Genomic DNA, 25,997 nt, shown 5'->3' with positions numbered 1-25,997 from the left:
CATGACGACCACCCACCACGAAGGGCTGCGCGCGCCCGGCAGCGGCCCGACCGACCCGGACTCCGTGACCAGGAAGAAGATGCAGTTCTGGGACCGGAGCACGTTCCTCATCGTCCTCGTGCTGGCCTACCTCATCCTCACCTGGAAGGTGATGGCGGACTTCGAGGGCATCATCGCCTTCCCCGAGGCGGCGCGGAGCATCGCGCGGTCGTACCGGTGGATCTTCTGGCTGCTCGGCGTGGAGATCGTCAGGCAGGCCCACCTCCTCATCAGCGAGCGCTCGCCCGGCTACCACCGCTTCTGGAGCAGGACGGTCTTCGGCGGGTTCGAACGCTGGACGCACCGCCGCTTCGACGACTGGACGCGCTTCCGGCTCGCCAGGGCGCTGAAGATCGCGTTCTTCGTCACGCTGGTCGCGCTCGTGCTCGGCGCGGTGCTCGACGTCAGCCCGTTCGCCGCGCTGCTGCAGGCGCCGGCGCTGGTGTGGCAGGCCCTGCCGTTCCTCTTCCCGTTCCTCTTCCTGTCCTTCTTCATCGTCATCCATCTCGTCGGGCTGTTCTGGTTCCTGTCCAGGGGCGGCGTCGAGACGTACTTCCCCGACGACATCAAGACCCGCTTCCACGACGTGTGGGGGCAGGACCACGTCGTCGAGCGGGTCCGCGAGAGCATCGTCTTCCTCGAACGGCCCGACGAGATCGAACGGCGCGGCGGGTACGTGCCGAGCGGCCTGCTGCTGTGGGGGCCGCCCGGCACCGGCAAGACCCTCATGGCCGAGGCCGTGGCCGGGGAGACCGGCAAGCCGTACGTGTTCGTGGACCCGGGCGCGTTCACGAACATGTTCATGGGCATCGGCATCCTCAAGGTCAAGGGCCTGTTCAGGAAGCTGCGCAAGCTCGCGCTGCGCTACGGCGGCGTCGTCGTCTTCTTCGACGAGGCCGACTCGCTCGGCAGGCGCGGCCGCCTCGCCCAGCAGGGGCCGCCCGGGCAGGGCGGCGGCTTCTCCGGCTGTCACGGCATGACCTACTTGTCGGAGCCCACCCGGCAGCTGCTCGCCTTCCGCCCTGGCCGCCGTGGTGAAGAGCGTGGTGAAGAGGAGGCCGGGCGGCGCAGCCGGTTCTTCATGGGCGGCGGCATGATGAACAGCGGCGACCCCGGCACCCTGCAGGCGCTGCTCACCGAGCTGTCCGGGTTGAAGAAACCGCGCGGCTTCCTCAACCGCCTGGTACGCCGGCTGCTCGGCATGCGCCCCAAGCCGCCGCCCGAATACCGCATCCTCGTCATGATGGCCACGAACCGGCCCGACGCGCTCGACGAGGCGCTGCGGCGGCCCGGCCGCATCGACCGCATCTACAAGGTCGGCTACCCGTCCAAAGCCGGGCGGGTGCGCACCTACCAGGGCTACTTCGACAAGGTGTCGCACGAGCTGACCGCCGAGCAGATCGACAAGCTCGCCACCATCACCCCGTACGCCACCGGCGCCACCATCAAGGACCTGGTCAACGAGTCGCTCATCACCGCCGTCAGGGACGGCAGGGAGATCATCACCTGGTCCGACGTGCTGCGCGCCAAGCGGCTCAAGCAGCTCGGGCCGCCCGAGGACGTCGAGTACATCGAGCGCGAGCGGCACGCCGTGGCCGTGCACGAGGCGTGCCACGCCGTCGTCGCGTACGTGACCCGCCTCCACCTCGAGATCGACGTCGCCACCATCGAGAAGGGCGCCGACCGTCTCGGGATGGTCGGCTCGATCAAGCCCGAGGACCAGTTCACCCGGTGGAAGTCCGAGCATGAGGCCGACATCATGGTCTCCCTGGCCTCGCTGGCCGGCGAGCGGATGTTCTTCGGCGAGGACAACTCCTCCGGGGTCTCCGGCGACCTCTACTCCGCCACGTACCTGACGGCCATGATGGAGTCGTACTGGGGGATGGGCTCCGGCGTCGCCTCCCTGCCCGCGCTCCAGGAGCTGGAGATCATGGGCGGCAAGGCCGTGCGCAAGCCGGGCGGCGGCGGCTCCATCGGCATCACCGACCGCGAGCCCGTCGGGCGCCCGCCCGACCTGACGCCCGACGTGCTCGGGGAGCGCATCGAGTTCAACCTCGTGCGGCTGCTCGATCAGGCCGAGGAACTGCTGCGGCGGCACCGGCGCGAGGTGCTGTGCCTGGCGCACGCGCTGGAGACGCACAAGACGCTCAACGGTGACGACGTCGTGGCGGTCGTCCGCGGCGAGCGCGGCCCGCTGATCGACGGCACGGTGTACGCCTCGGACGCGTTCTACGAGGAGCTGGAGGAGTACCACAGGGACGCCGCCCGGGCCCACAAGGACCACAGCCCGATCGCCCGCACCCTCCCCACCCCGGTGGGCGCCCTGGACGCGGCCCCACCGACCCCCACCACCCCGCCCACCGCTCGCGGCCCTGCCGTCGCACCGCCTGCCGGGTCCGGTGGGGAGCCGTCGGAGCGGCCCGAATTCGTGCCGTGGGCCGCCGCGGGACCGCCGCTCGCCCAGCCCGTCGCTCAGCCGCCCGTCGCGGTGAGCGCGGGGCCGGGACGTGGGCGGAGGGTGTGGCTGGTCGTCGGGAGCCTGCTGGTGCTCGTGGCGCTGTCCCTGCTCACCGCGCTGGCCGTAACGGGCGTGCTGTCGGGCGCCACCGGCAGCACCGGCGCCGTGGCGGGCCGCGCGGGCACCACCACGGCCGGCGGCGGGGGCGGCGCGGTGACCGCGCCTGGCATCGCCTCACCGGGCCTGCTGCTCCTGCTGTTCGTGGTGATCGTGGCGGTGATCGTCGGCGCCGGGCTGGCGTACGTGGCGGTCAAGGGCATCCGTACGGCCCAGGCCAAGGCGGAACGGGAACGCGACCAGGCGCACGCCCGCGCCCAGTTCCTGGCCGCCGCGATGGACCCGGACACCGCCATGCGCCTGCTCGGCTACGACGGCACCGACCCCGGCCGCCGTACCTGACGCCTGACGCGCCCAGGCCACCCGACCCGGCGGACGATCGTCCGCTCGACCACGTCGGTCCGCCGCACCTCCGCCTCCGCCGGCAGCTCGATGAGTTCCGGGGAGCAGGCGGCGCCGGCCGTCCTCTCTGTGCGCCCTTTCCCGCGAGACTATCGAGTTCGGAGCCCGCCGTACCGGGTACCACCTGCGACGACGAGTACGCGCAAGGCCGGCGCAAGCCCCCGCGACGCCCGGCACCCGTAGGGGAGCCCGATGGACGTATCCGCAGCGGTGTGGTGGCTGACGATCCTGGGCATCGTCGCGCTGCTGGCGTTCGACTTCTTCTTCCACGTCCGCCACGCGCACGTGCCCACCCTGCGCGAGGCGGCCGTCTGGTCCGCCCTGTACGTCGGCGTCGCGCTGCTGTTCGGCGTCGGCGTGTGGTGGTTCGGCGGCTCCGACGCGGGCGCCGAGTATTTCGCCGGTTACGTCACCGAGAAGGCGCTCTCGGTGGACAACCTGTTCGTCTTCCTCGTCATCATGGGCAGCTTCAAGGTGCCGCGCGCCGACCAGCAGAAGGCGCTGCTGTTCGGCATCGTGTTCTCGCTGCTCGCGCGGACGGGGTTCATCCTGGTCGGGGCCGCGCTGATCAACCTGTTCGCCTGGGTGTTCTACGTCTTCGGCCTCATCCTGCTGCTCACGGCGGGCAACCTGCTCAGGCCGGAGGGGGAGGAGAGCCACTCGCCCGACAACCTCATGGTGCGGGTGGCCCGCAGGCTGCTGCGGACGAGCGACGAGTACGACGGCGACAAGTTGTTCACCGTACGGGACGGGCGCCGGGTGATGACCCCGATGCTGCTCGTCATGATCGCCATCGGCGGCACCGACATCCTGTTCGCGCTCGACTCGATCCCCGCCATCTTCGGCCTCACCCAGAACGTCTACATCGTCTTCACCGCGACCGCGTTCTCCCTGCTGGGCCTGCGCCAGCTCTACTTCCTCATCGACGGCCTGCTCGACCGGCTCATCTACCTCAGCTACGGCCTGGCCGCCATCCTCGGCTTCATCGGCGTCAAGCTGATCCTGCACGCGCTGCACGAGAACAACGTGCCGTTCATCAACGAAGGTCAGCCGGTGAAGGTGGTCGAGATCAGCACCGGGCTGTCCCTGACGGTGATCATCGGCGTGCTGCTGGTCACCGTGGTCGCCTCGCTGGCCAGCCCCAGGGGCCGGGCCCGCAACGTGGTGTCCGTGGTGCGCCGGCACGCCCAGCAGTACCTGGACGTCGAGCACGACCCCGAGGTGCGCGAGGAGATCTACCGGCGGCTGCTCGCCGAGGAGGCCAGGCTGGCCGACCTGCCGCCCAAGCACTGCGACCTCGCCGCGGACGAGCGGCTGGTCGCCCTGCTGCGCCGTGCGCACGCGGAGCACGACCGCGCCTGAGCGGCGCTCAGATGCGGATGCCGAGCCGGGCGATCGGCTCGACCAGCTCCTCCTCCTCGTACGCGAAATGCGACGACAGCACCCGCACCAGCCGGTCCACCTCGGCCCTGACCTGCTCGATCGCGGCCTGGTCCGCCAGCAGCGCCACGCACGCGGCGTCGAGCCGGTCGAGCAACTCGGCGATCACCTCGTGCTCCTGTTCCAGCTTCTTGACCACCGGCGCCAGCGTCGAGTCGCGCTCCAAGACGGCCGGGAACATCGACTCGTCCTCGATCGTGTGGTGCACGGTCAGCAGCCGGTTGAACGTGGCGCAGAACGTGCCGAGCGTCCAGTGGTTCTGCCGCACGCTCAGCCGGTTGATCGCCGAGCGCAGCGCGCCGGTGCCGGCGTGGCCCGCGGCCACCTGCTCCACCGCGTCCTGGACCTGCCGCAGCTCCTGCCGGTAGCCGTCGTGCACCTGCACGAGGTGACGGCCGAGCCGGAGCTGCGCGGGCGTCAGCGCCGCCGGGTCCTGCTTGGGCGCGTGCGGCCGGCCCGCCTCGTCGAGGTCGGCGAGCGGGGCCGGCGTGACGGGCCGCTCGGTGACGGGCTCGGGTTCGCCGCGTTCCTTGGCCACGGCCTCGCGTACGGCAGGCGCCACCTCTTCGGCGAACGTGCGCAGGTCACGCTCGGCGTCCTCACCTGGCGCCAGCACGAACCCGGTCATCCCCACCTCGAACACCAGCTCCGTCAGCTGCTCGGCCCACAGTACGGCGGGCCCGTCGAGGAACCCGCGCCCCGGCAGCGGCGAGAACGTCCCGCCCACGTTGTAGATCCGGCGGATGCCGGCCGGGTCGCGCCCCGCGTCCTCGGCGGCGGCGTTCAGCACCTTCGCCTGGCGGGCCACCGCGTCGGGCGGGCTGTAGAAGGAGGAGGGCAGCCAGCCGTCGCCCATCCGCCCGGTCAGCTCCAGCATCCTGCGCTTGATCGCGCCGATCCAGATGCCGATCGGATGGGCGGGGAACGGCCCGGGTGCTGCTCCGGCGAGCCGGTGGTGGTCGCCCTCGAACACGACGGGCTCGCCCGGTGTCCAGAGCGCCCGCAGCACCGTGATGGCCTCGGCCAGCGCCTCGATCGACTCGCCAGGCGACAGGCGGCGCCCGCCCATCGCGGCGATCGCGTCCCAGAACGCCCCCGCGCCCAGCCCCAGCTCCACCCGGCCGCCGCTGAGCAGGTCGAGCGAGGCTGCGGCGCGCGCCAGCACGGCCGGCGGCCGCAGCGGCAGGTTGACCACGTCGGGGACCAGCCGGATCCGCTCGGTGCGGGCCGCGATCACCGACAGCAGCGTCCAGGTGTCCAGGAATCCCGCCTGGTACGGATGGTCCTGGACCCCGACCAGGTCCAGGCCGAGCCGGTCGGCCAGCGTCACGTGGCGCAGCAGCCGCTCGCGCCCCTCGGCCTCCGGCGACAGGAACGCGCCGAACCACAGATCATGCATGTCCATCCCCCCGAGTCGATGTTCGCACGGCCCCGTGAACCGCCGCCCGCTGCCCTCCGTCTTACGGATGTGCACCGGCTCCGCGCGCCTCTGGCCGCCCTCCTCCTCGCCTGCGCCGCCTGCTCGACCACGGTGGAGTGCACGGCGATCGGCACCCCCGTCGGCGTGAGCGTCGCCGTACGCGCGCCGCTCGGGGCCCGCGCCCAGGAGGCCGACCTGGAGGTCTGCTGGGACGGCTCCTGCCGCCGGGCCCGCGCCGAGCTGTTCCCCACCACGCGGGCGGGCGAGCAGACCTGCTCCGGCGACACCTGCTCGGTGACGGCCGTGCCGACCGGCGACAAGCACGGCTTCGGCGGCGTCGCCGGGCTGCCCGCGCGGCCGGTGGAGGTCAGGCTGACGCTGCGGGACGCGCAGGCGAAGCCGCTGCTCGAACGCACGGTGCGGGCCACCCCGAAGGAGCGCTTCCCCAACGGGCCCCAGTGCGGTGCCGGCGGGCCCAACACCACTGTTACGGTCATGCCTGATGGGAGCGTACGGACGGAAACCTGATTAACACAGCGTTCACATTCGGGCAAAAAGCGGGAAACGGCTGTCCGTAAGACTCGGCGTGGCTGAGAAGAACCCCGAAAGGACCGCCGTGAGCTACAAGGCTGAGTACATCTGGATCGACGGCACCGAGCCCACCGCCATGATGCGCTCGAAGACGAAGATCCTGACCGACGGAGCCGAGCCGCCGGTCTGGGGTTTCGACGGCTCCAGCACCAACCAGGCCGAGGGCCACTCCTCCGACCGCGTGCTGCGCCCCGTCTTCGTCTGCCCCGACCCCATCCGCGGCGGCGACAACAAGCTCGTGCTGTGCGAGGTCGAGGAGATCGACGGCACGCCGCACTCCAGCAACACCCGCGCCCTGCTGCGCCCGGTCGCCGAGCAGTACGCCGACCAGGAGTCCTGGTTCGGCATCGAGCAGGAGTACACCTTCTTCAAGGGCAGCCGCCCGCTCGGCTTCCCCGAGGGCGGCTTCCCCGCCCCGCAGGGCCACTACTACTGCGGTGTCGGAGCCGAGGCCGTGTTCGGCCGCGAGATCGTCGAGCTCCACCTCGACCGCTGCCTCGCCGCCGGCCTGAAGCTCTCCGGCATCAACGCCGAGGTCATGCCCGGCCAGTGGGAGTTCCAGATCGGCCCGGCCGGTCCCGTCGAGGCCGCCGACCACATGTGGGTCGCCCGCTACCTGCTCTACAGGACGGCCGAGGAGTTCGGCGTCGAGGCCACCCTCGACCCCAAGCCCGCCCGCGGCGACTGGAACGGCGCCGGCGCCCACACCAACTTCTCCACCCGCGCCATGCGCGAGGGCTACGACGCCATCATCACCGCCTGCGAGGCGCTCGGTGAGGGCGACAAGCCGATGGAGCACGTCTCCCAGTACGGCGCCGACATCGAGCTGCGCCTGACCGGACACCACGAGACCGCCCCGTGGAACAAGTACACCTACGGCGTGTCCAACCGCGGTGCGTCCGTGCGCATCCCGTGGCAGGTCGAGGTGGACAAGAAGGGCTACATCGAGGACCGCCGCCCCAACGCCAACGTCGACCCGTACGTGGTCACCCGCCTGCTGGTGAGCACCTGCTGCGCCGCCCTGGAGAAGGCCGGCCAGGTCTGATCCTTCTCACGCGTAAGAGCCCCTCGCATGAGCGAGGGGCTCTTTCGCGTCTCACGCCAGGCGGAAGTCCAGGTCGGGGACGATCTCCGCGACGTCCATCTGCGCCTTCTGCAGCCGGCCCGAGTGATCCCAGTTCATCGCCTGCCAGCGGGTGAACTGGTCGAGCACCCACATGCCCGACTGGCGGCTGCCGTTGCCCGACTTGCCGTTGCCGCCGAACGGCAGGTGCGCCTCGGCGCCCGAGGTGGAGTTGTTGACGCTGACCATGCCCGCCGAGACGCCCTCGCGGAAGCGGAAGGCGTGCCTGGCGTCGGTCGTGTAGATCGAGCTGGACAGGCCGTAACCGGGCAGGTTGGCCAGCTCGATCGCCTCGTCCATGGTCGCGAACGAGGCCACCCCGACGATCGGCCCGAACGTCTCCTCCATGAACAGCCGGTCACCGGGACGCACCCCGTCGACCACCACCGGGTGGTAGTAGAGCCCCTCGCCGCCGTCGAAGCCGCCGCGCGGGCTGTCCTTCGTGATGCGGCCCGTCGCGCCCGTCACCACGCGGTGGTGCGGCTCGATCCAGGTCAGGTACTCCTCGTAGCGGTCGGCGAACTTGCGGTCGAGCAGCGGCCCGGCCAGCACCTCCGCGCGCGGGTCGCCGATCCTGGCCGACTCCACCGCCCGCGCGAACCGCTCCACGAACGCGTCGTGGACGCTCTCGTGCACGATCACCGTGCCGAGGCTCGTACAGCGCTGACCCGCCGTGCCGAACCCCGAGAACAGCGCGCCCTCCACGGCCAGGTCGAGGTCGGCGTCCGGCATGATCACCATCGGGTTCTTGCCGCCCAGCTCCAGGCAGGCCGACTGCAGGTGCCGCCCGGCCAGCTCGCCGACCTTCCTGCCCACCTCACTGGAGCCGGTGAAGCCCACCTTCTGCACGCTGCCCGCGCCCAGCGCCAGCTCCAGGCCCCTGAACGTCTCGGCGCCGTCGGCGAAGACGATGTTCAGCACGCCGTCGGGCAGGCCGGCCGCCACGAACAGCTGGTACATCGCGTGCGCCGACGCGGCGGCGTACTCGGCGGGCTTCCACACCACCGCGTTGCCGCACAGCAGCGCCGGCACGAGATACCACGACGGGACCGCCACCGGGAAGTTCCCCGCCGTGATCACCGCCGCGACCCCGACCGGGGTGCGGAAGGTGAACAGATTCTTGTCCGGCATCTCCGACGGGACCGTCTGCCCGTACAGCCTGCGGCCCTCGCCCAGGAAGAAGTCGCAGGTGTCGACGATCTCCCTGACCTCGCCCAGCGCCTCGCCGTACGGCTTGCCGATCTCCTCGGTCACCAGGGCCGCGAGACGCTCGGCGTTGGCCTCCACCAGCCTGCCGATGGAGGCGATCACCCGGCCGCGCACCGGCGCCGGCACCTTGGCCCACTCGCGCTGGGCCTCCTTGGCCGTACGGCAGGCGGCGGCGAACGTGTCGGCGTCGGCCAGCCCGACTTTCGCCACGACCTCGCCGGTGCGGGCGGGGTTGACGGAGTCGTACGTGGACACGGCCTCCGCGTCCTTGCCCCCCACGATGGAAACGATCTGACGGCTCACCGCTGCCCTCCTCATAGTTCCTCCGGCTAGACAATCATCCCGCCGCAAAAAACCCAAGGTGACCCGACCGCGAGGGGCCGTGCGGCCCGGCCGCCACGCAGCCCGCGGTCAGCCTTCGCCGGTCCCTGTACGCGTCGGTCGTCAGCGGGCTCCGTGGCTCAGGACGAGCTCGGCGACCCGACCGGGGACGCCCTCGGACAGCAGGGAATGTCCCATCCCCTCGACCGTCTCCAGGCGCGCCCCCGGGATCTGGGCGGCCAGCGCCTCGCCATGGGGGAGCGGGAGCAGCGGATCCTCGGTGCCGTGCACGACCAGCGTGGGGGCCTTGATCGTCGAGAGCGGGACGAGCCGGTCCGGGGTCAACGTCCGCCCGGCCAGGTCGTGGTTGCCGGCCGTGGCCGGATCGCCGGCTGCGTCGTGGGCGTACTCGGCCGGCCGCCGCGCCGCGTCCTCGTCGAACGGCAGCACGTCCCCGCTCAGCACCCGCCACGTCTCGACGGCGGCGGCCAGAATCTCCTCGCGGGTGGTACGCGGGGCCGGCGACATGAGGTGGGCGAGCAGCCGTGGACGGGGCGGCGGCAGCGCACCCGGATCAGGCTCCTGCCCGGCCAGCGCCCGTGCCCAGACCGGCCCCTGGTCCGCCCCCATGGGCGCGCTCATGACCAGGGTGAGCGCCGCGACCCGCTCAGGCCGGTGCACACCCAGGACTTGCGCCACCACCCCACCGAGCGAGGCCCCGACGACATGGGCGGTGGCGATCCCGTACGCGTCGAGCACGGCGACGGCGTCATCGGCCAGGTCGGTGGCGGTGTACGGATGGACGGAGAAATCGACCCAGTCGGACCGCCCGGTGTCGCGATGATCGAACCGGATCACCTGCCGTCCACCGGCCACCAGAACCCGCACCAGCTCATCGGGCCACCCGAGGCCCGGGGTGGAGGTCCCCATGACGAGCAGCACCGCCGGATCCCCAGGATCGCCGAACCGCTTGGTCCACAAGTTCAGTTGCCCGGATTTGACGAATTTCCCGTCCTCAGCAGCCATGACCGCGAATATAGCTGCCCAATTCGTCTTATTCGAATGAAATGCAGAATATCAATATTAATGGTATAATAGAATAACCAATAACGAGTGGACATGCGCTGAATTCGGGATGCGTCGCTGCATAGAGCGCGACCAGCCGCGACCCGGCCTCATCCGCCACCATGCCCTGGGAAGCCAGGCCCTCATGGCATCTGGCGCTGCAAGACACCGACCGCGGAGGGGCAGGCCAAGCGGTCTTCGCGAGGTACGTCGGTGGCGTCGGGTTTCAGGCGGAGAAGTCGGCGAAGTCGAAGCCGGGGGAGACCACGCAGCTCACCAGCACCGCCTCGTCCCCGGCCGGGCGCGCCGACTGCCAGACCCCGCCCGGCACGACCGCCTGCGGCACCTGGCCGTTCTCGACGTCCTGCCCCAGGGTGACGACGGAGTCGCCGATGGTCAGCGCCAGCGGCCCGCCCCGATGCCACAGCCACAGCTCCGTCGAGCGCACCACGTGCGGCACGGACTCCTCGCCCGGGTGCAGCAGGAAGTAGATGGCGGTGGCGCTGGCACGCTCCCCCGGATAGTCGTCCGGCGTGAACGTCACCGGCGACCGCCACGTCTCCCTGAACCAGCCGCCCTCGGGATGCGGCAGCAGGTCGAGAGCGGCGGCGACGGGCGGACGCTCGACGAAGGCGACGGGGGCGCCGGTGACGTCTCTGCGCAGGAAGCGTCCGTCGAGAACGAGCTGGCCGTCGAGCGAGCTGGCCAGCGCCGCCGCCTCGTCGGCCACTTCGGCGGACGGGCCGTCAGGATAGATCCGCAACTCCACAGAGCGAGTCTAGGCGTCCCCGCAACCAACGGATCGGGCCGGTCCGGGCGGAGGGCGTGGGGCTCGTCACGGGTGGGAAACGGGGGCGGGAATTGTCGGTGCGGCTGGCTAGTCTGCGGCAGGTGATCGAACGGTGGAGCCGTGATCAGGTCCTCGCCCTCGCCCCTGACGCCTCGTCCCGCAAGGCGGCGCAGGGCGTGGCCACGCCCGCGAAATGGCCGGTGCGCGGCCACACGGGCATGGTCGTCTACGGCGAGTGCAGGGGCAGCGGGTCCACGCCCTACCTGGCGTGCGTCGACCTGAGCGAGCCCGCCTACCGGTGCAGCTGCCCGAGCCGCAAGTTCCCGTGCAAGCACGCGCTGGGGCTCCTGCTCCTGTGGTCCGACGAGGCGATCCCGGCCGAGGCGGGCGCGCCGCAGTGGGTGACGGAGTGGCTCGACAGCCGTGCCGAACGCGCCGCCAAGTCCGCCGCCAGGTCCGCCGCCCGCGCCGCGACCGCCGCCGCCGCCGACACAACAGCCGACGGGCAGACCGCCGACGGGCAGACCGCCGCTGGGGCAACCCTTGCGGGCCCTGATGGCGGCAGCTCGGTCGGGGGCGTTGAGGCATCGAGCGACGCCGGTGGAGCGGGGAGCGGTGCCCGGCAGGTGAGTGGGGGTGGGCGGGGTGGCTCGCGTGCGAGCGGGGCGGAGTCCCTACGGCATGGGCGGGTCGCCGCCGGGCTGGCCGAGCTGGAGCGGTGGTTGGCCGACCAGGTGCGGCAGGGGCTGGCGGTGGCGGCCGAGCATGACTGGGAGGGGCTGGCCAAGCGGCTGATCGACGCGCAGGCGCCGGGCGTGGCGGGCATGGTGTCGCGGTTGGCGCGCGTACGGGCCGAGGAGGGGTGGCCGGGGCGGTTGCTGGAGGAGTACGCCCTGCTCAACCTGCTTGCCGTCGCCTATCGCAGGAGGGCTGAGCTGCCGCCGGACCTCGCGCGCACGGTGCTCATCCGGGTCGGGTTCCCCGTGACCAAGGAGGAGGTGCTGACGGAGCCGGTGGTCCGGGATGTGTGGCATGTCCTGGGGCGGCGTGACGAGACGCAGGACCGGTTGACCGCGCGCCGGGTGTGGCTGCGCGGCCGCCGTACGCGACGGGCCGCCCTCATCCTGTCCTTCGCGCCGCAGGGGCAGCCGCTCGACGCCTCCCTGGTGACCGGCACCGCCGTCGACGCCGACCTGGCCTACTACCCGGGCGCCGCCCCGCTCCGCGCCCTGGTGGCGACCCGCCACACCCCGGCCATGTCCGCCGAGGGGCCCGGGCCCGTGCCTCCCGGCATGACGCCCGCCGAAGCCCTCGACGAGGTCGCCCGCGCGCTCGCCGAGGACCCGTGGACGGAGTCGTGGCCGCTCGTGCTCACGGGCGTGATCCCCGACCGGCGCACCATCGGCGGCCTGCCGCTGCATCCGCGCGCCCACGACCCCTGGCGCCTCATCGCCGTCTCCGGCGGGCACCCGCTCACCGTGGCCGCCGAATGGACGCCGGCCGGCCTGCGCCCCCTGACCACCTGGGACGACGAAGGAACGACGGTGATCCTGTGACCGGCTGGGACGACCTCGCTTCGACCGCGCTCGTGGGCACCGACCGCCGCCCATACCCGGGCGACCTGCTGGAAGCAGCCGCCGTGGAGTCCGTACGCCGGCGAGCGGGCACCAAAACCCCCGACGAGCCGTCACAAACCTCCGCGCCCGGCGAGAGTCGTGCGTCCGGTGATGGGGGTGCCGCCGACGCGGGGCGGGCGGCTATGGAGGAGCGCGGGGTTGTGGGGAGGCGGGCGGCGGAGTGGTTGCGGCGGATTCTCGGGGGTGAGCATGAGCGGTTGCTGCCCGAGTGGCTGGCCGCCGCGGCGGCGACCGGCCGGATCGTGCCGCCGTACGTGCTGCCCGACCTGCTGGAGCGCGGTCGGCGGGATCGGTCGATGCGGGTGCATCTGGGCGTGCTGGCCGGGCAGCGGGGCCGCTGGCTGGCCGGGCTCAACCCCGGCTGGGACTACCTGCTGGCGGAGCCGACCGGCGAGACGTGGGAGCTGGGCGGCGCGGCCGACCGGCGGGCTCATCTGACGGCGCTCAGGGCGGCCCACCCGGCCCAGGCCAGGGAGTTGCTGGAGAGCACGTGGGAGCAGGAGTCGCCGGACGATCGGGCCGGGTTCGTGGAGGTGCTGGCCGAGGGGCTGAGCATGGACGACGAGCCGTTTCTGGAGGAGGCGCTCGACGACCGCCGCAGGGAGGTGCGCCAGGCCGCCGCCAACCTGCTGACCCGCCTGCCGGAGTCCCGCATGTCGCGGCGCATGGCGGGAAGGCTGCGCGCCTGCGTGACGATCACCGGCGGCGTCATCGCCGTCCAGGCCCCGATGGCCTGCGACAAGGAGATGGAACGCGACGGCGTACGCCAGAAGCCGCCCCGCGGCACCGGCGAGCGCGCCTGGTGGCTGCAGCAGATCATCGCCCGCGCCCCGCTCTCCGTCTGGGACCACCCGCCCGCCCGGCTGCTCGCCATGAAGATCCCCGACTGGGACGTCGAGGTGAAGGGCGCCTGGGTGCGCGCGGCGGTGCTGCAGCGCGACCCGGAGTGGGCGCGGGCCATGTTCGGCTGGGACCCGATCGCCGACCTGCTCGTGGCCCTTCCGCCCGCGGAGCAGCAGGAGCTGGCGGCCAGGTTCGTCGCGGAGCACGACCTCGACAGCCAGCTCATCATGGTGCTCGGCGGGGTGTCGTCCCATTGGGGTGATGGCCTGGCGACGGCCGTCCTCCGCAAGATCGTGAAAGTGAACACCACGCAGCCGTGGAACCTCGCCGAGCTGGTCAAGCTGGCCGGCGAGCACATCGACCCCGACCTGCACGAGCTGGCCGAAGACTTCTCCCCGGCCGAACCCGTCCAGAAGGTCGCCGCCCTGCTGCGTTTCCGCGCTGACATGTACAAGGAGCTCCACCGATGACCGTTCTGCGCCCGCACGCGGAAGACCAGTACGCCGAGGAGCTGGCCGTCCTCGCCAAGGACGACGACCGGCCGAGGCCGCCGGGCTGGAAGCTGTCGCCGTGGGCCGTCACCACGTACATCCTGGGCGACGGCGACCGCATCACCCCCAAATACGTGGGCGCGCGCCGCATCGTCGAGGTCGCGGTCGCCACCCTCGCCACCGACCGCGCGCTGCTGCTGCTCGGCGTGCCGGGCACCGCGAAGACCTGGCTGTCCGAGCACCTCGCCGCCGCCATCAGCGGCGACTCGACGCTGCTCGTGCAGGGCACGGCCGGCACGGCGGAGGAGGCCATCCGTTACGGCTGGAACTACGCGCGGCTGCTGGCCGAGGGTCCGTCGCTGGAAGCGCTCACCCCGTCGCCGGTCATGCGCGCCATGGCCGAGGGCCGGGTGGCCCGGGTCGAAGAGCTCACCCGCATGCCGTCCGACGTCCAGGACGCGCTGATCACCGTGCTGTCGGAGAAGACGCTGCCCATTCCCGAGCTCAACAGGGAGGTCCAGGCCGAGCGCGGCTTCAACGTCATCGCCACCGCCAACGACCGCGACCGGGGCGTCAACGAGCTGTCCAGCGCGCTGCGCCGCCGGTTCAACACCGTCGTGCTGCCGGTGCCCGCCACCGCCGACGAGGAGGTCGACATCGTCGCCCGCCGCGTCGCCCAGCTCGGCCGTTCGCTGGAGCTGCCCGAGACGACGACGGGGCCGGCGGAGATCCGGCGGGTGGTGACCGTGTTCAGGGAGCTGCGCACGGGGGTGACCGAGGACGGCCGCACCAAGCTCAAGTCGCCCAGCGGCACCCTGTCGACCGCCGAGGCCATCTCGGTGCTGACCAGCGGCATCGCCCTGGCCGCCCACTTCGGCGACGGGGTGCTGCGGGCGTCCGACGTGGCGGCCGGGATCGTCGGTGCGGTGGTGCAGGAGCCGGTGTCGGATCGGGTGGTGTGGCGCGAATACCTGGAGACGGTCGTGCGCGAGCGTACGGACTGGCACGACTTCTACCGCGCCTGCCGCGAGGTGTCATGACCACTCCAAAGGTCTCCGTGCTCGGGGTGCGGCATCACGGACCGGGGTCGGCGCGGGCCGTGCGGCGGGAGCTGGAGCGGTTGCGGCCCGACGCGATCCTCATCGAGGGGCCGCCCGAGGCCGACGCGCTCGTCGCGCACGCCTCCGGGCTCGAGCCGCCGGTCGCGTTGCTGGCGCACGTGCCCGGGGCGCCGTCGCGGGCGGCGTTCTGGCCGTTCGCCGCGTTCTCGCCGGAGTGGCAGGCGATCAGGTACGCCACGTCGGCCGGCGTCCTCGTCAGGTTCTGCGACCTGCCCGCCGCCCACTCGCTCGCCGCGACCGGGGAGCCTGCCGCCCCTGGTGAGGCGCCCGTCGATCCCATCGGGGCGCTGGCCGCGGCGGCCGGTTACGACGATCCCGAGCGCTGGTGGGAGGACGTGGTCGAGCACCGGGGCGGTGACACGCCGTTCGCGGTGATCGCCGAGGCCATGTCCGCCGTACGCGAGGGGCACCGGCCGGACGAGCGGGAGGCCGTGCGCGAGGCGTACATGCGCAAGACCATCCGCGCGGGCGTCAAGCAGGGCCACGGCCGGATCGCGGTGATCTGCGGCGCCTGGCACGTGCCCGCGCTGACGGCCCCCTTCCCGCCCGCCACCGCCGACAACGCGCTGCTGCGCGGCCTGCCGAGGGTGAAGGCCGAGCTGACGTGGGTGCCGTGGACGTACGGGCGGCTGGCGTCGTGGAGCGGCTACGGCGCGGGCATCACCTCGCCGGGCTGGTACCACCACCTGTTCGAGGCCGGCGACCGGCCGATCGAGCGGTGGCTGGCGCAGGCGGCGGCGGTGCTGCGCGACGAGGGGCTGGCGGTGTCGTCGGCGCACGTCATCGAGTCCGTACGGCTGGCCGAGAGCCTCGCAGCCCTGCGCGGCCGCCCGCTGGCGGGGCTCGGAGAGGTCACCGAGGCGGCCAGGGCGGTGCTGTGCGAGGGCGACGACCTGGCGGTCGAGCTGATCCAGCGGCGCATGGTGGTCGGCGACCGGCTCGGGCACGTCCCCGACGGCATCCCGATGGTCCCGCTCCAGCGCGACCTGCGCGACCGGCAGCGCAAGCTCAAGCTCAAGCCCGAGGCGCTGGACCGCGAGATCGACCTCGATCTGCGCAAACCGCTCGACCTCGACCGCAGTCACCTGCTGCACCGGCTGCGGCTGCTGGAGGTCGGCTGGGGCACGCCGGGGCAGGCGCGCGGGAAGGGCACGTTCAGGGAGACGTGGACGCTGCGCTGGCGGCCCGAGCACGATCTCGCGCTCATCGAGCACGCCGCCCTCGGCACCACCGTGGTCGCCGCCGCCGGGCGGCGCGCCCGCGACCTGGCGGCGTCCGGGTCGGCGGCGCTGGCGGACCTGACGGGGCTGGTGGAGCAGTGCCTGCTGGCCGACCTGCCGGAGGCGTTGCCGGACGTGCTGGCCGCCCTGTCGGCCAAGGCGGCGCTGGACACCGACGTCACCCGGCTGATGGCGGCGCTGCCCGCTATGGTGCGGGCACACCGCTACGGTGACGTGCGCGGCACCTCGGCGGAGGGGCTGGCGGTGATCGTCCGGTCGATGCTCGAACGGATCTGCGTCGGGCTCCCGGTGGCCGTGACGGGGCTGGACGACGACGCGGCGGCCGACCTGCTCAAACACGTGGACGCCGTGCACTCTGCGGTCGCCCTCCTCGACGCTGAAAGACCCGCCGTTGAAGGGGCGCCGAGGGGCCGGTGGATGGCGACGCTGCGCGCGATCAGCGAACGCCAGGACCTGCACGGCCTGATCGAGGGCCGGCTCACGAGGATCCTGCTGGACGCGGGCGAGCTGCACGACGCCGGTGACCGGATGTCGAGGGCGATGTCCCGGGGCCAGGCGCCGGCGCGGGCGGCGGCGTGGGTGGAGGGGTTCCTGGCGGGCGGCGGGTTGCTGCTGGTGCACGACCCCCGCCTGCTGGGGCTGGTCGACGAGTGGCTGACCGGCCTGTCCTGCGAGCAGTTCACCGACGTGCTGCCGCTGCTTCGCCGCACGTTCGGCGCGTTCGCGCCCCCGGAGCGCCGGGCCGTGGGGGAGCGCCTGCGCTCAGCGGGCCGCGACGACGGGCCTGGCCGGCGCGACCTGGACGACCACCGCGCCGCCCCGGCGGTGGCGACCGTCCTGTCGATCCTGGGAACAACGGCGCAGAACACGACCGGAGGAGGGGGCCGGGCCGGTGAGTGAGCGGGATGAGCGGATGCGGCGGTGGCGGCTGGTGCTCGGCGGCGGGGCCGCCGACGGCACCGGGTGCGCGCTCGACGGTGCGGACGCGCAGATGGACGGCGCGCTGGCGGCCCTCTACGACCAGAGCGGCCGGGACGGCGGGGCCAGGGGCGGCGAGGGCGGACGGGCGGACGGGCGGGAAGGAGGGCTGGGCGCGTCGGCGCCGCGGGTGGCGCGGTGGCTGGGCGACATCAGGACGTACTTCCCGTCCACCGTCGTCCAGGTCATGCAGAAGGACGCGATCGAGCGGCTCAACCTGACCAGGCTGCTGCTCGAACCCGAGATGCTCGAGGCCGTGGAGCCCGACGTGCATCTGGTGGGCACCCTGCTCGCGCTCAACAAGGTGATGCCGGACCAGGCCAGGGAGTCGGCCAGGGCGGTGGTGCGCACGGTGGTGGCGGAGCTGGAGCGCCGGCTGACCCAGAAGACGCGGGCCGCCGTGTCGGGGGCGCTCGACAGGTCGGCCAGGACGCACCGGCCGAAGCGCACGGCCGACATCGACTGGGACCGTACGATCCGGGCGAACCTGAAGAACTACCTGCCGGAGAAGAACACCGTCGTCCCCTCCCGCCTGGTGGGCTACGCGCGCCGGCAGCGGTCGGTGCAGCGGGAGGTGGTGCTGTGCATCGACCAGAGCGGGTCGATGGCGGCCTCGGTGGTGTACGCGGGCGTGTTCGGCGCCGTGCTGGCGTCGATGCGGTCGCTCAAGACGTCGCTGGTGGTGTTCGACACGGCGGTGGCCGACCTGACCGACCGGCTGCACGACCCGGTGGAGCTGCTGTTCGGCACCCAGCTCGGCGGCGGCACCGACATCAACAGGGCCATCGCCTACAGCCAGGGCCTCATCACCAGCCCGGCCGACTCGATCTTCGTGCTGATCAGCGACCTGTACGAGGGCGGGATCAGGGAGGAGATGCTGCGCAGGGTGGCGGCGATGACGCAGGCCGGCGTCCAGGTGATCGTGCTGCTCGCGCTGTCCGACGAGGGCGCGCCCTTCTACGACCACGAGAACGCGGCCGCGCTGGCCGCGATGGGTGTGCCCGCGTTCGCGTGCACACCCGACGCCTTCCCCGATCTCATGGCCGCGGCCATCGAGCGGCGCGACATCGCCCGCTGGGCCGAGCACCACACCGCCGCGCCCTGACCCGCCTCACGCGGCCCGCTGCTCAGGACGGGCGTGCCGGGGCAGCAGGTACGACAGCCCGAACGTCAGCGCCAGCAGCCCCACCTCGACCCACACGGTGACCTGCATGGCGACGCCGAAGCTCCACTGCCCGGCCAGCATGTTGAAGAACAGCGTGCCGAGCAGTGCGGTGCCGAACGCGCCGCCGAGCTGCTGGACGCCGGTCAGGGTGCCGGAGGCGGAGCCCGACTCGTGCGCCTCGACGCCGGCGAGCACGATGTCGAAGAACGGCGCCATGGTGAGCCCCATGCCGATGCCGGCCAGCGCGAGCCCGGGGGCGAGCTGCAGCGTGCCGACGTCGGTGCCGGCCAGGTGAATGGTGAGGGCGAGCGTGGCCGCGCCGGCGGCCATGACGACGGTGCCGATCTGCAGCAGGCCGCGCCCCAGCTTCTCCTGCAGGCCCGACATGGCGATGCCGAAGCCGACGACGCCGCCGAGCGCCTGCGGCAGCGCGGCCAGGCCGGCTTCGAGCGGGCTGAACCCGAGGCCGAGCTGGGTGTAGAGGCTGAAGACGAGGCTGAAGCCGATCATGCCGGAGAAGAACGCGAGCCCGGCGACGAGCCCGCCGGTGAAGGCCCGCTTGCGGAACAGGCTGGGCGTGACGAGCGGGTCGCGGCCGGAGGCGGCGCGGCGGGCCTCGTACCGGCCGAAGAGGGCGAACACCGCGATCGACGCGGCCATCGACACGAACGTCCAGGCCGGCCAGCCCAGCTCGCGGCCCTGGATGAGCGGGAAGACGAGCAGGAACGCGGCGACCGAGACGAGCCCGACGCCGGGCAGGTCGAGGCGGGTGGCGCCGGCGGAGCGGTATTCCGGCAGGTAGCGCAGCGCGGCGAGGACGGCGGCCAGGCCGAGCGGCAGGTTGATCAGGAAGATCATGCGCCAGCCGGTGCCGAAGAAGTCGGCGTCCACCAGCCAGCCGGCCAGCACGGGACCCCCCACGGACGAGATCGTCATGACGGGCCCGAACATGCCGAACGCCTTGCCCATCTCGTGCGGCGGGAACATCTCCTTGATCAGCCCCAGCCCCTGCGGGATCATCACCGCGCCGAACAGGCCCTGCAACACGCGGCTGGCGATCAGCATCTCGGGGCTGACCGCGACGCCGCACAGCAGCGAGGCCGCGGTGAAGCCGCATGCGCCGATCACGAACATGCGCTTCTTGCCGTAGAGGTCGCCGAGGCGCCCGCCGGTGATCAGGCCGACGGCCATGGCCAGCGTGTAGCCGGCGCCGAGCCACTGCACGAGGCTGTCGGAGCCGCCCAGCTCCTTCTGCACGGTGGGGGCGGCGATCGTGGTGACGAGCGCGTCCAGGAGGTCCATGACCTCGGCCGCGAGGATCACGAACAGGGCGACCCAGCGCCATCGGTAGGGCTGTAGCCCGGTCTGCGCCGGGGGTGCGGTCACGGTCATGGGGCAACTCCTTGGATAACGGTGTTCGTAGAGACGAACGGCGTTCGTCAGCGAACACCGTTGTAATAGCGAACGGCGTTCGTGTCAAGTACACTGTTCGCCATGGTGGATCGCAAAGGAGCGGACGGCGTCCCGGCGCCTCCGTGGCGCAAGACGCGCAAGCCGGTGCAGCCGAGACGGCAGCTCAGCCAGGACCTCATCGTCGAGACCGGGATGCGCATCCTCGACGCCGAGGGGCTCGACGCGCTCAGCATGAGACGGGTGGCGCAGGAGCTCGACACCGGCCCCGCCTCGCTCTACGCCCACGTCGCCAACAAGGACGAGCTGCTGGAGCTGCTCTACGACCGGGTGCTCGGCGAGATCGTGCTCCCCGAACGCGATCCGGGCCGCTGGAAGGAGCAGCTGCGGGCGTACGCGCTGGAGGCGCACCGCGTGCTCGGCGCGCACGGCGACGTCGCCAGGGCGGCACTGGCCACCATCCCCACGGGCGAGAACTCCGTACGCGCGGGCGAGTTCATGTACGGGCTGCTCGTCGACGCCGGCATGCCGCCCAGGGAGGCGGCCATCGCCCTCGACCGGCTCTCGCTCTACATCGCCGGCGACGCGTACGAGGGGTCGCTGCACTACGCCAGGATGCGCGCGGCCGGCTACGACAACAGGAAGGACTACTTCAACGCGTTCGTCGAGCAGATCACGACCTACTACCGGGCGCTCCCGGCCGAGCAGTTCCCCCACGTCACCAAGCACATCGACGACCTCGTGGACGCCGAGGGCGAGGAACGCTTCCGCTACGGGCTCGACCTCATGCTCGACGGCATCGAGGCCCGCATGCCCAAAGGCTGAGCGTGCCTTAGGCCCAATTGCCTAGGGCCGATGCCCGATGTGCCGGGCAGGGGGCGCGCCATACGTTTTCGCACATGACGACGATTGTGGAGAAGACCGCGGCGGCCCCTCCGGGTGCGCTGTCCGCCCCCTACCGGGCCCTGAGCATCGGACTGGTCGCGCTCGTGACGCTGGTGGCGTTCGAGGCGATGGCGGTGGCCACCGCCATGCCCGTGGTGGCGCGCGACCTCGACGGCATGCCCCTGTACAACCTGGCCTTCAGCGCCACCCTGGCGGCCAGCGTGATCGCGACCGTGCTGGGCGGGCGATGGAGCGACGTACGCGGGCCGCTGCCGCCCATCGCGGTCGGCGTGGCCACCTTCGTGGCGGGACTGCTGCTCGCGGGGTTCGCGCCGATCATGGAGGTGTTCGTGGCCGGCCGGTTCGTGCAGGGGCTCGGCGCCGGGCTGATCCAGGTGGCCCTGTACGTGCTGGTCGCCCGCGCCTACCCGCCCGCGATGCATCCCCGCGTGTTCGCCCTGTTCTCGGCGGCCTGGGTGGTGCCCTCGATGGTGGGCCCGGCGATCGCCGGTTTCGTGGTGGAGAACACCGACTGGCGGTGGATCTTCCTCGGGGTGTCACTGATCGTGATCCCGGCGGCGCTGCTGCTGTGGCGCGGCGCAGCGGGGCGTACCGGTGAGGGCGACCCCGTCGCGGGACCCGCGCCCGGCCTCGGACGCAAGCTCGTCTGGGCCACCCTCACCGCCGTCGCCGCCGCACTCCTGCAGTACGGCGGCGCGCTCAAGACGGCCGGCCTGCCCCTGCTCGCGGCGGGCATCGTGCTGCTCGCCGTGTCCCTGCCCAAGCTGCTGCTGCCCGGCTCGATGCGGGCCGCCCGCGGCCTGCCCACCGCGCCCGTCCTGCGCGGCCTCGCCTTCGGCGCGCTGACCGCCACCGAGGTGTTCATCCCGCTCATGCTGATGAACGAGCGCGGCCTGACCGCCACCGGCGCCGGCGTCGTGCTCACGATCGGCGCGCTCGGCTGGTCCACCGGGTCCTGGATCAAGGGCCGCGGCATGGTCGGCAACATGGCCGCCATCAGGGGCGGCGCCGCGATGATCGCCGTCGGCATCGGGCTGGTGACGCTCGTCCTGCTCGACTCCATGCCGATCGCGGTCGCGTACGTCGCCATGGCCATCGCCGGTCTCGGCATCGGCGCGCTGCACCCGACGGTTTCCGTGCTGGTGCTGGAGATGTCCAAGGAGGGCGAGGAAGGCGGCAACAGCGCGGCCGTCGGCGTCGGCGAGTCGGTGTTCACCGTGGTGGCGGTCGCGATCAGCGGAGCCCTGTTCACCGCTGCCGGCGAGAGCTACCTCATCGGCCTCGCCTTCACCGCTCTGCTGGCCGTCGGAGCCTTCGTGCTGGCCCCGCGTTTTGTGCACGCTTCGGCACCGGGCACTATGGAGGGAGCCGCGCCATAAAAGGGGGATGCATGCCGCGAGTCCGGGAGCTTGAGGTTTTCCGGCTTGTCCTGCCCTTCGGCAGGAGGTCGGAGAGCCTGCTCGTCAAGCTCACCGACCACGGGGGCATGACCGGGTGGGGCGAGGCGACCGCGCCCCCGGCCAAGACCTGGTCGAGGCTGGAGGAGACGCTGGCGGCGCTGCTCATCGGCGTCGACTGGGAACACCCCGACACGGTGCCGAGCGGCGACAGCGCCGTCGACATGGCCTGCTGGGACCTGTGGACCAAGATGCGCGGGGTGCCGCTCGCCGAGGCGATCGGCGGCACCCGCACCTCCCTCATGGCGACCGTCCGGCTGTCGCCCGACTCGTCGGTCGAGGGCCTGGTCACCCGGGTCAACCAGCAGATCTGCGCCGGTTACGGACATGTCACCCTCGATGTACGGCCCGGCTGGGACGTCGAGCCCGTACGCGCGGTGCGGCAGGCGTACCCGGCGCTGACCCTGGCCGTCGACTGCGGCAACGCCTACGCCGACCTCGACCAGCTCGTCGCGCTCGACTCCTACGGCCTCGAGGTCATCGAACGCCCCTTCGCCACCACCGACGTCTACTCCCACGCCTCGCTCCAGGACCAGGTGGCCGCGTCCGTGGCGGTCGAGGTCGCCTCGGCCGCCGAGCTCGACGACTACCTCACCCTGCGCGCGGCCCGCGTGCTGCTGCTGCGGCCGGCCGCGTTCCCTTCGCTGTCGGAGGCCCGCCGCGCCCATGACCGCGCCGCCGCCGCCGGATGGGACATCCAGTGCACCGGCGGCCAGGGCGCCGGCCTGGCCAGGGCCGCCACCGTCGCGGTGGCCAGCCTGCCGGGGTGCACGCTGCCGTGCGACGTGACGCAGCCGCCCCGCCAGAACCAGATCGTCACGCCCGTGGTGGGCGCGAACGGCGGGGTCATCGCGGTGCCGCTGACGCAGTCAGGGCTGGGCCATGAGATCGACGAGGACCGCCTCCGCCGCATGACCAAGGAGTCCTTTCACGCCTGACCCACGGCCCCGGCGACGCGCCCCGGCGGCGTTCAGGAATGCAGCGAGCGGGCCAGATGCACGCCGGTGATGATGTCGGCGATGCCGGAGAAGCGGGACCCGGCCTCGATGAGCGCGTCACGGACGCCGTGCGTACGGTCCACGAGCCCGCTCGTGGGCGTGCCGGCGGCGACGACCAGCGCGAGCGCGGACAGGGCGAGCAGGCGGCGGTGCATGACGGACCTCCCGAGGTACGGCGACACCGCCCAGGAGATCATGAGGGCCGCCGCGCCCGGCGGGTGCGCCACAGCGCCGAGGCGGGTTCTTTACCGATCAGCTCCTGGCCGAGGGGCCGCAGCCCTGGGTGAGGCCCTGCACGGGGTCGTCGCCGTCCTGCTCGGCCGACTTCTTCTTCGGCGCGGGCGTCTTCGAGGACGAAGCCGACGGTGAGGCTGAGGCCGGTGCGGCCGACGGTGAGGCGGAGGCCGCGACGGGCCGCTCGGGACGGGACGACTCGCGGATCGCCTTCTGGGCCAGGGAGCGGATCTCGTCCCAGTCGGGGTAGCCGGTGTTGATCAGCGGCGGCACGAACTGCAGGCTGGTCACCTCGGCGTTCTTCACCTTCAGCGCCAGCGGCACGAGGTGCCGCAGCATCGGCTGCGGAATGTCGGTCCTGATCAGGTTCTTGGTGGCTCGCGCGACCTGGTTGAACCTGGTCAGGATCGTCGCCGGGTCGGCCTGGTCGAGCAGCGCGCCGATCACGCAGCGCTGGCGGCGCATGCGGGTGTAGTCGTCGCTGAAGGTGCGCGAGCGGGCGTACCACATGGCGTCGGCGCCCTTGAGGCGGCGCGTGCCGGCCTTGACCAGGCCCTCGTTGTACTTGCCGAAGACGACGTCCTGCTCGACGGTGATCGTGATGCCGCCGATGGCGTCGATGAGGCGGGCGAAGCCCCACATGTTGACCAGGGCGTACCAGTCGACGTCGAGGCCGAGGGTGTAGCCGATGGTGTCCATCAGCACCTTCGGGCCCTGGTGCTGCTTGCCGCCGAACAGATCGGGGTGGGCGTCGGCGTACTCCCACACGCTGTTGAGCAGGTCGCTGCTGCCGCCGCCGGCGTCCTTCGGCAGGTCGAAGCCGCCGGGGAAGCGGCGGGCCATCGGCGTGCCGGGACGGAAGCGCACGTCTTCGAGGTTGCGCGGCAGGCTGAACAGCACGGTGTTGCCGCTCCGCACGTCGATGCTGGCCAGGTGCATGCTGTCGGTCCGCACACCGGTCCTGTTGTCGTCGGCGTCGCCGCCCAGCAGCAGGATGTTGACCCGCTCGCGCCCGGCCCACGGGTCCTCGGGCTCGGGCTCGGGGGCCGGCGGCTGATCGGCGAGCTCAGGGGGCTGGAGGATGTGGTCGAGCGCCTGCCGGTAGGTGTTCGCGGAGTGGGCGGCGTACCCGAACGGCACCACGACCACGACGGCGAGCAGCCCGGCCAGCGTGCCGGTGAGCGCCTGCCCCGCCGGGCCGAGCCGGCCGGGCCGCAGCACCACGAACGAGTGCACGATCAGTGCGAACCAGGCCGCGCCCAGCACTCCGGTGCCGATCATGACGGAGGTGATCCACGAGTCCTGGGTGGCCGAGCCGAGCAGCGTGCCGAGATCGTTGGTCAGCACGACCGCGAGCAGGGCGAGCAGCATGGCGGCGTAGCAGGAGATGAGGACGAGGCCGGTCCTGCGCCGGCCGGCGCGCAGGTGAGCGGCTCCGGGTGCGAGTGCTGCCAGCACGAGCCACCCGAGGACCGCCGCGGCGTTCCCTGGTTCCTTCGCCTGCTCCACGCCTTCCCCGTTTCCCCGCGTGTTCCACCATAGGCGCGAAGCCCTCATGACCTGTGGCGAACCGCGTGGCGCGGTCGTCCCCAGGCTTCATCGAGGCGGCAGCCTATGCTCCGTATACGAAATATGACGTTATGTGGGGATGAATTTCAGCGACCGAATAAGATTCTAGGCATGGGCTTCTCAGAGATCGAGTACGGGGTGACCGATCGCATCGCCACCGTGACATTGAAGCGTCCCGACCGGCTGAACGCCTTCACCTTTACGATGCGCGGAGAGTTGATCGAGGCTTTCGACCTGGCCGACGCCGATGACGACGTCCGCGCGGTGGTGGTCACCGGGGCCGGCCGGGCGTTCTGCGCCGGGGCCGACCTGGGCGGCGGCGGAGGCACGTTCAAGGGCAGGGAGTGGGGCGAGACCGTGGACGGCGTGCCGCGCGACGGCGGCGGCACGGTCGCGCTGCGCATCGCCCGCTCGCTCAAGCCCGTCATCGGCGCGATCAACGGCCCGGCCGTCGGCGTCGGCGTCACGATGACGCTGCCCATGGACGTCCGGCTCGCCTCGGAGGACGCCAGGTTCGGGTTCGTGTTCGCGCGGCGCGGCATCGTCACCGAGGCGGCGTCGAGCTGGTTCCTGCCCAGGATCGTCGGCATCGCCCAGGCCATGGAGTGGGCCGCCACCGGTCGCGTCTTCCCCGCCTCCGAGGCGCTCGAAGGGCGGCTGGTCTCGCGCGTCCATCCAGCGGACGAGCTGCTGCCCGCCGCGTACGCGCTGGCCAGGGAGATCGCCGACAACACCTCGGCCGTCTCCGTCGCCGCCATCCGCCGCCTCATGTGGTCGGGCCTGTCGGCCGCCTCGCCCTGGGAGGCGCACGCCGCCGACTCCCGCCTCATGACCGAGCTCGGCAGCGCGCCCGACACCGTCGAAGGCGTCACCGCCTTCCTCGGCAAGCGGCAGCCCGACTTCCCGATGCGGGTCAGCACCGACCTGCCCTCCGGTGTGCCCTCCTGGCCCGACGATCCCTATCGTGTCTAG

At 72.1% G+C, this 25,997-nt stretch carries 20 protein-coding genes; 13 read left to right on the top strand and 7 right to left on the bottom strand.

Translation table 11 applies throughout. The features are described from left to right. Position 1 precedes the first annotated feature (1 nt). Both AB0K12_RS07480 and AB0K12_RS07475 read left to right on the top strand, forming a co-directional pair. Positions 2 to 2,956 (top strand): AAA family ATPase, encoded by a 2,955-nt coding sequence (locus tag AB0K12_RS07480; protein WP_364556469.1) that lies wholly within the window; start codon positions 2 to 4, stop codon positions 2,954 to 2,956. A 252-nt stretch (positions 2,957 to 3,208) separates the two neighbouring features. After that, positions 3,209 to 4,378: a TerC family protein gene (locus AB0K12_RS07475; protein WP_364556467.1), complete on the top strand. Its 1,170-nt coding sequence runs from the start codon at positions 3,209 to 3,211 to the stop codon at positions 4,376 to 4,378. Between the two features lie 7 nt (positions 4,379 to 4,385). On the opposite strand, the gene AB0K12_RS07470 is transcribed toward AB0K12_RS07475, so the two are convergent. Next, the gene (locus tag AB0K12_RS07470; RefSeq protein ID WP_364556465.1) at positions 4,386 to 5,861 is read right to left on the bottom strand and encodes an LLM class flavin-dependent oxidoreductase; all 1,476 of its coding nucleotides are present in this window, start codon (positions 5,859 to 5,861) and stop codon (positions 4,386 to 4,388) included. 63 nt (positions 5,862 to 5,924) lie between these two features. Between AB0K12_RS07470 and AB0K12_RS07465 the strand changes: the two genes are divergently transcribed. Both AB0K12_RS07465 and glnII read left to right on the top strand, forming a co-directional pair. Then, positions 5,925 to 6,404: a hypothetical protein gene (locus AB0K12_RS07465; RefSeq protein WP_364556463.1), complete on the top strand. Its 480-nt coding sequence runs from the start codon at positions 5,925 to 5,927 to the stop codon at positions 6,402 to 6,404. An 88-nt stretch (positions 6,405 to 6,492) separates the two neighbouring features. Continuing rightward, a complete protein-coding gene (glnII, locus tag AB0K12_RS07460) occupies positions 6,493 to 7,512 on the top strand; it encodes a glutamine synthetase (RefSeq protein WP_364556462.1) in 1,020 nt (339 codons plus the stop codon). A gap of 51 nt (positions 7,513 to 7,563) precedes the next feature. Here glnII and AB0K12_RS07455 read toward each other — a convergent pair whose 3' ends face one another. From AB0K12_RS07455 to AB0K12_RS07445, 3 genes are all read right to left on the bottom strand, one after another. Then, positions 7,564 to 9,102, bottom strand: coding sequence for an aldehyde dehydrogenase family protein (locus AB0K12_RS07455; RefSeq protein WP_364556460.1), 1,539 nt, complete (start codon positions 9,100 to 9,102; stop codon positions 7,564 to 7,566). A 141-nt stretch (positions 9,103 to 9,243) separates the two neighbouring features. Further along, positions 9,244 to 10,146 (bottom strand): alpha/beta hydrolase, encoded by a 903-nt coding sequence (locus AB0K12_RS07450; RefSeq protein WP_364556458.1) that lies wholly within the window; start codon positions 10,144 to 10,146, stop codon positions 9,244 to 9,246. A 265-nt stretch (positions 10,147 to 10,411) separates the two neighbouring features. After that, positions 10,412 to 10,954: a cupin domain-containing protein gene (locus tag AB0K12_RS07445; protein WP_364556457.1), complete on the bottom strand. Its 543-nt coding sequence runs from the start codon at positions 10,952 to 10,954 to the stop codon at positions 10,412 to 10,414. Between the two features lie 122 nt (positions 10,955 to 11,076). On the opposite strand from AB0K12_RS07445, the gene AB0K12_RS07440 reads away from it, so the two are divergent. Genes AB0K12_RS07440 through AB0K12_RS07420 form a run of 5 tightly spaced genes read left to right on the top strand, consistent with a single transcriptional unit; the run spans position 11,077 to position 18,391 of the window. Further along, positions 11,077 to 12,531: an SWIM zinc finger family protein gene (locus AB0K12_RS07440; RefSeq protein ID WP_364556456.1), complete on the top strand. Its 1,455-nt coding sequence runs from the start codon at positions 11,077 to 11,079 to the stop codon at positions 12,529 to 12,531. After that, complete coding sequence (locus AB0K12_RS07435) at positions 12,528 to 13,925, top strand: DUF5691 domain-containing protein (RefSeq protein ID WP_364556454.1); 1,398 nt, start codon at positions 12,528 to 12,530, stop codon at positions 13,923 to 13,925. Before AB0K12_RS07440 ends, AB0K12_RS07435 begins: the two co-directional genes overlap by 4 nt. After that, complete coding sequence (locus AB0K12_RS07430) at positions 13,922 to 14,986, top strand: AAA family ATPase (RefSeq protein ID WP_364556453.1); 1,065 nt, start codon at positions 13,922 to 13,924, stop codon at positions 14,984 to 14,986. The genes AB0K12_RS07435 and AB0K12_RS07430 overlap by 4 nt, the downstream gene beginning before the upstream one ends. Next, positions 14,983 to 17,208 (top strand): DUF5682 family protein, encoded by a 2,226-nt coding sequence (locus AB0K12_RS07425; RefSeq protein WP_364556452.1) that lies wholly within the window; start codon positions 14,983 to 14,985, stop codon positions 17,206 to 17,208. The genes AB0K12_RS07430 and AB0K12_RS07425 overlap by 4 nt, the downstream gene beginning before the upstream one ends. A gap of 13 nt (positions 17,209 to 17,221) precedes the next feature. Next, positions 17,222 to 18,391 (top strand): VWA domain-containing protein, encoded by a 1,170-nt coding sequence (locus AB0K12_RS07420; protein WP_364557733.1) that lies wholly within the window; start codon positions 17,222 to 17,224, stop codon positions 18,389 to 18,391. 6 nt (positions 18,392 to 18,397) lie between these two features. Here AB0K12_RS07420 and AB0K12_RS07415 read toward each other — a convergent pair whose 3' ends face one another. Further along, positions 18,398 to 19,843, bottom strand: coding sequence for an MFS transporter (locus AB0K12_RS07415; RefSeq protein WP_364556450.1), 1,446 nt, complete (start codon positions 19,841 to 19,843; stop codon positions 18,398 to 18,400). 102 nt (positions 19,844 to 19,945) lie between these two features. On the opposite strand from AB0K12_RS07415, the gene AB0K12_RS07410 reads away from it, so the two are divergent. The 3 genes from AB0K12_RS07410 (at position 19,946) to AB0K12_RS07400 (ending at position 23,162) form a co-directional block, all read left to right on the top strand. Further along, positions 19,946 to 20,686, top strand: a complete 741-nt coding sequence (locus AB0K12_RS07410; RefSeq protein ID WP_364556448.1) for a TetR/AcrR family transcriptional regulator C-terminal domain-containing protein — start codon at positions 19,946 to 19,948, stop codon at positions 20,684 to 20,686. 74 nt (positions 20,687 to 20,760) lie between these two features. Continuing rightward, a complete protein-coding gene (locus AB0K12_RS07405) occupies positions 20,761 to 22,146 on the top strand; it encodes an MFS transporter (RefSeq protein WP_364556446.1) in 1,386 nt (461 codons plus the stop codon). An 11-nt stretch (positions 22,147 to 22,157) separates the two neighbouring features. Beyond that, positions 22,158 to 23,162 carry an enolase C-terminal domain-like protein gene (locus tag AB0K12_RS07400; RefSeq protein WP_364556445.1) on the top strand — a complete coding sequence of 335 codons (1,005 nt, stop codon included), beginning with the start codon at positions 22,158 to 22,160 and terminating at the stop codon, positions 23,160 to 23,162. A 32-nt stretch (positions 23,163 to 23,194) separates the two neighbouring features. On the opposite strand, the gene AB0K12_RS07395 is transcribed toward AB0K12_RS07400, so the two are convergent. Both AB0K12_RS07395 and AB0K12_RS07390 read right to left on the bottom strand, forming a co-directional pair. Continuing rightward, positions 23,195 to 23,449, bottom strand: coding sequence for a hypothetical protein (locus AB0K12_RS07395; RefSeq protein ID WP_364556443.1), 255 nt, complete (start codon positions 23,447 to 23,449; stop codon positions 23,195 to 23,197). A gap of 25 nt (positions 23,450 to 23,474) precedes the next feature. Next, entirely contained in the window at positions 23,475 to 24,965 is a 1,491-nt protein-coding gene (locus AB0K12_RS07390) for an LCP family protein (protein ID WP_364556442.1), read from the bottom strand. A 171-nt stretch (positions 24,966 to 25,136) separates the two neighbouring features. Between AB0K12_RS07390 and AB0K12_RS07385 the strand changes: the two genes are divergently transcribed. Beyond that, a complete protein-coding gene (locus AB0K12_RS07385) occupies positions 25,137 to 25,997 on the top strand; it encodes an enoyl-CoA hydratase-related protein (protein WP_364556440.1) in 861 nt (286 codons plus the stop codon).

This window comes from Nonomuraea sp. NPDC049419 (genome assembly GCF_040676995.1).
Lineage (GTDB): Bacteria > Actinomycetota > Actinomycetes > Streptosporangiales > Streptosporangiaceae > Nonomuraea > Nonomuraea salmonea.
Note: the sequence above shows the minus strand (reverse complement) of the source record. Positions and strands in the feature narration are given on the sequence as shown.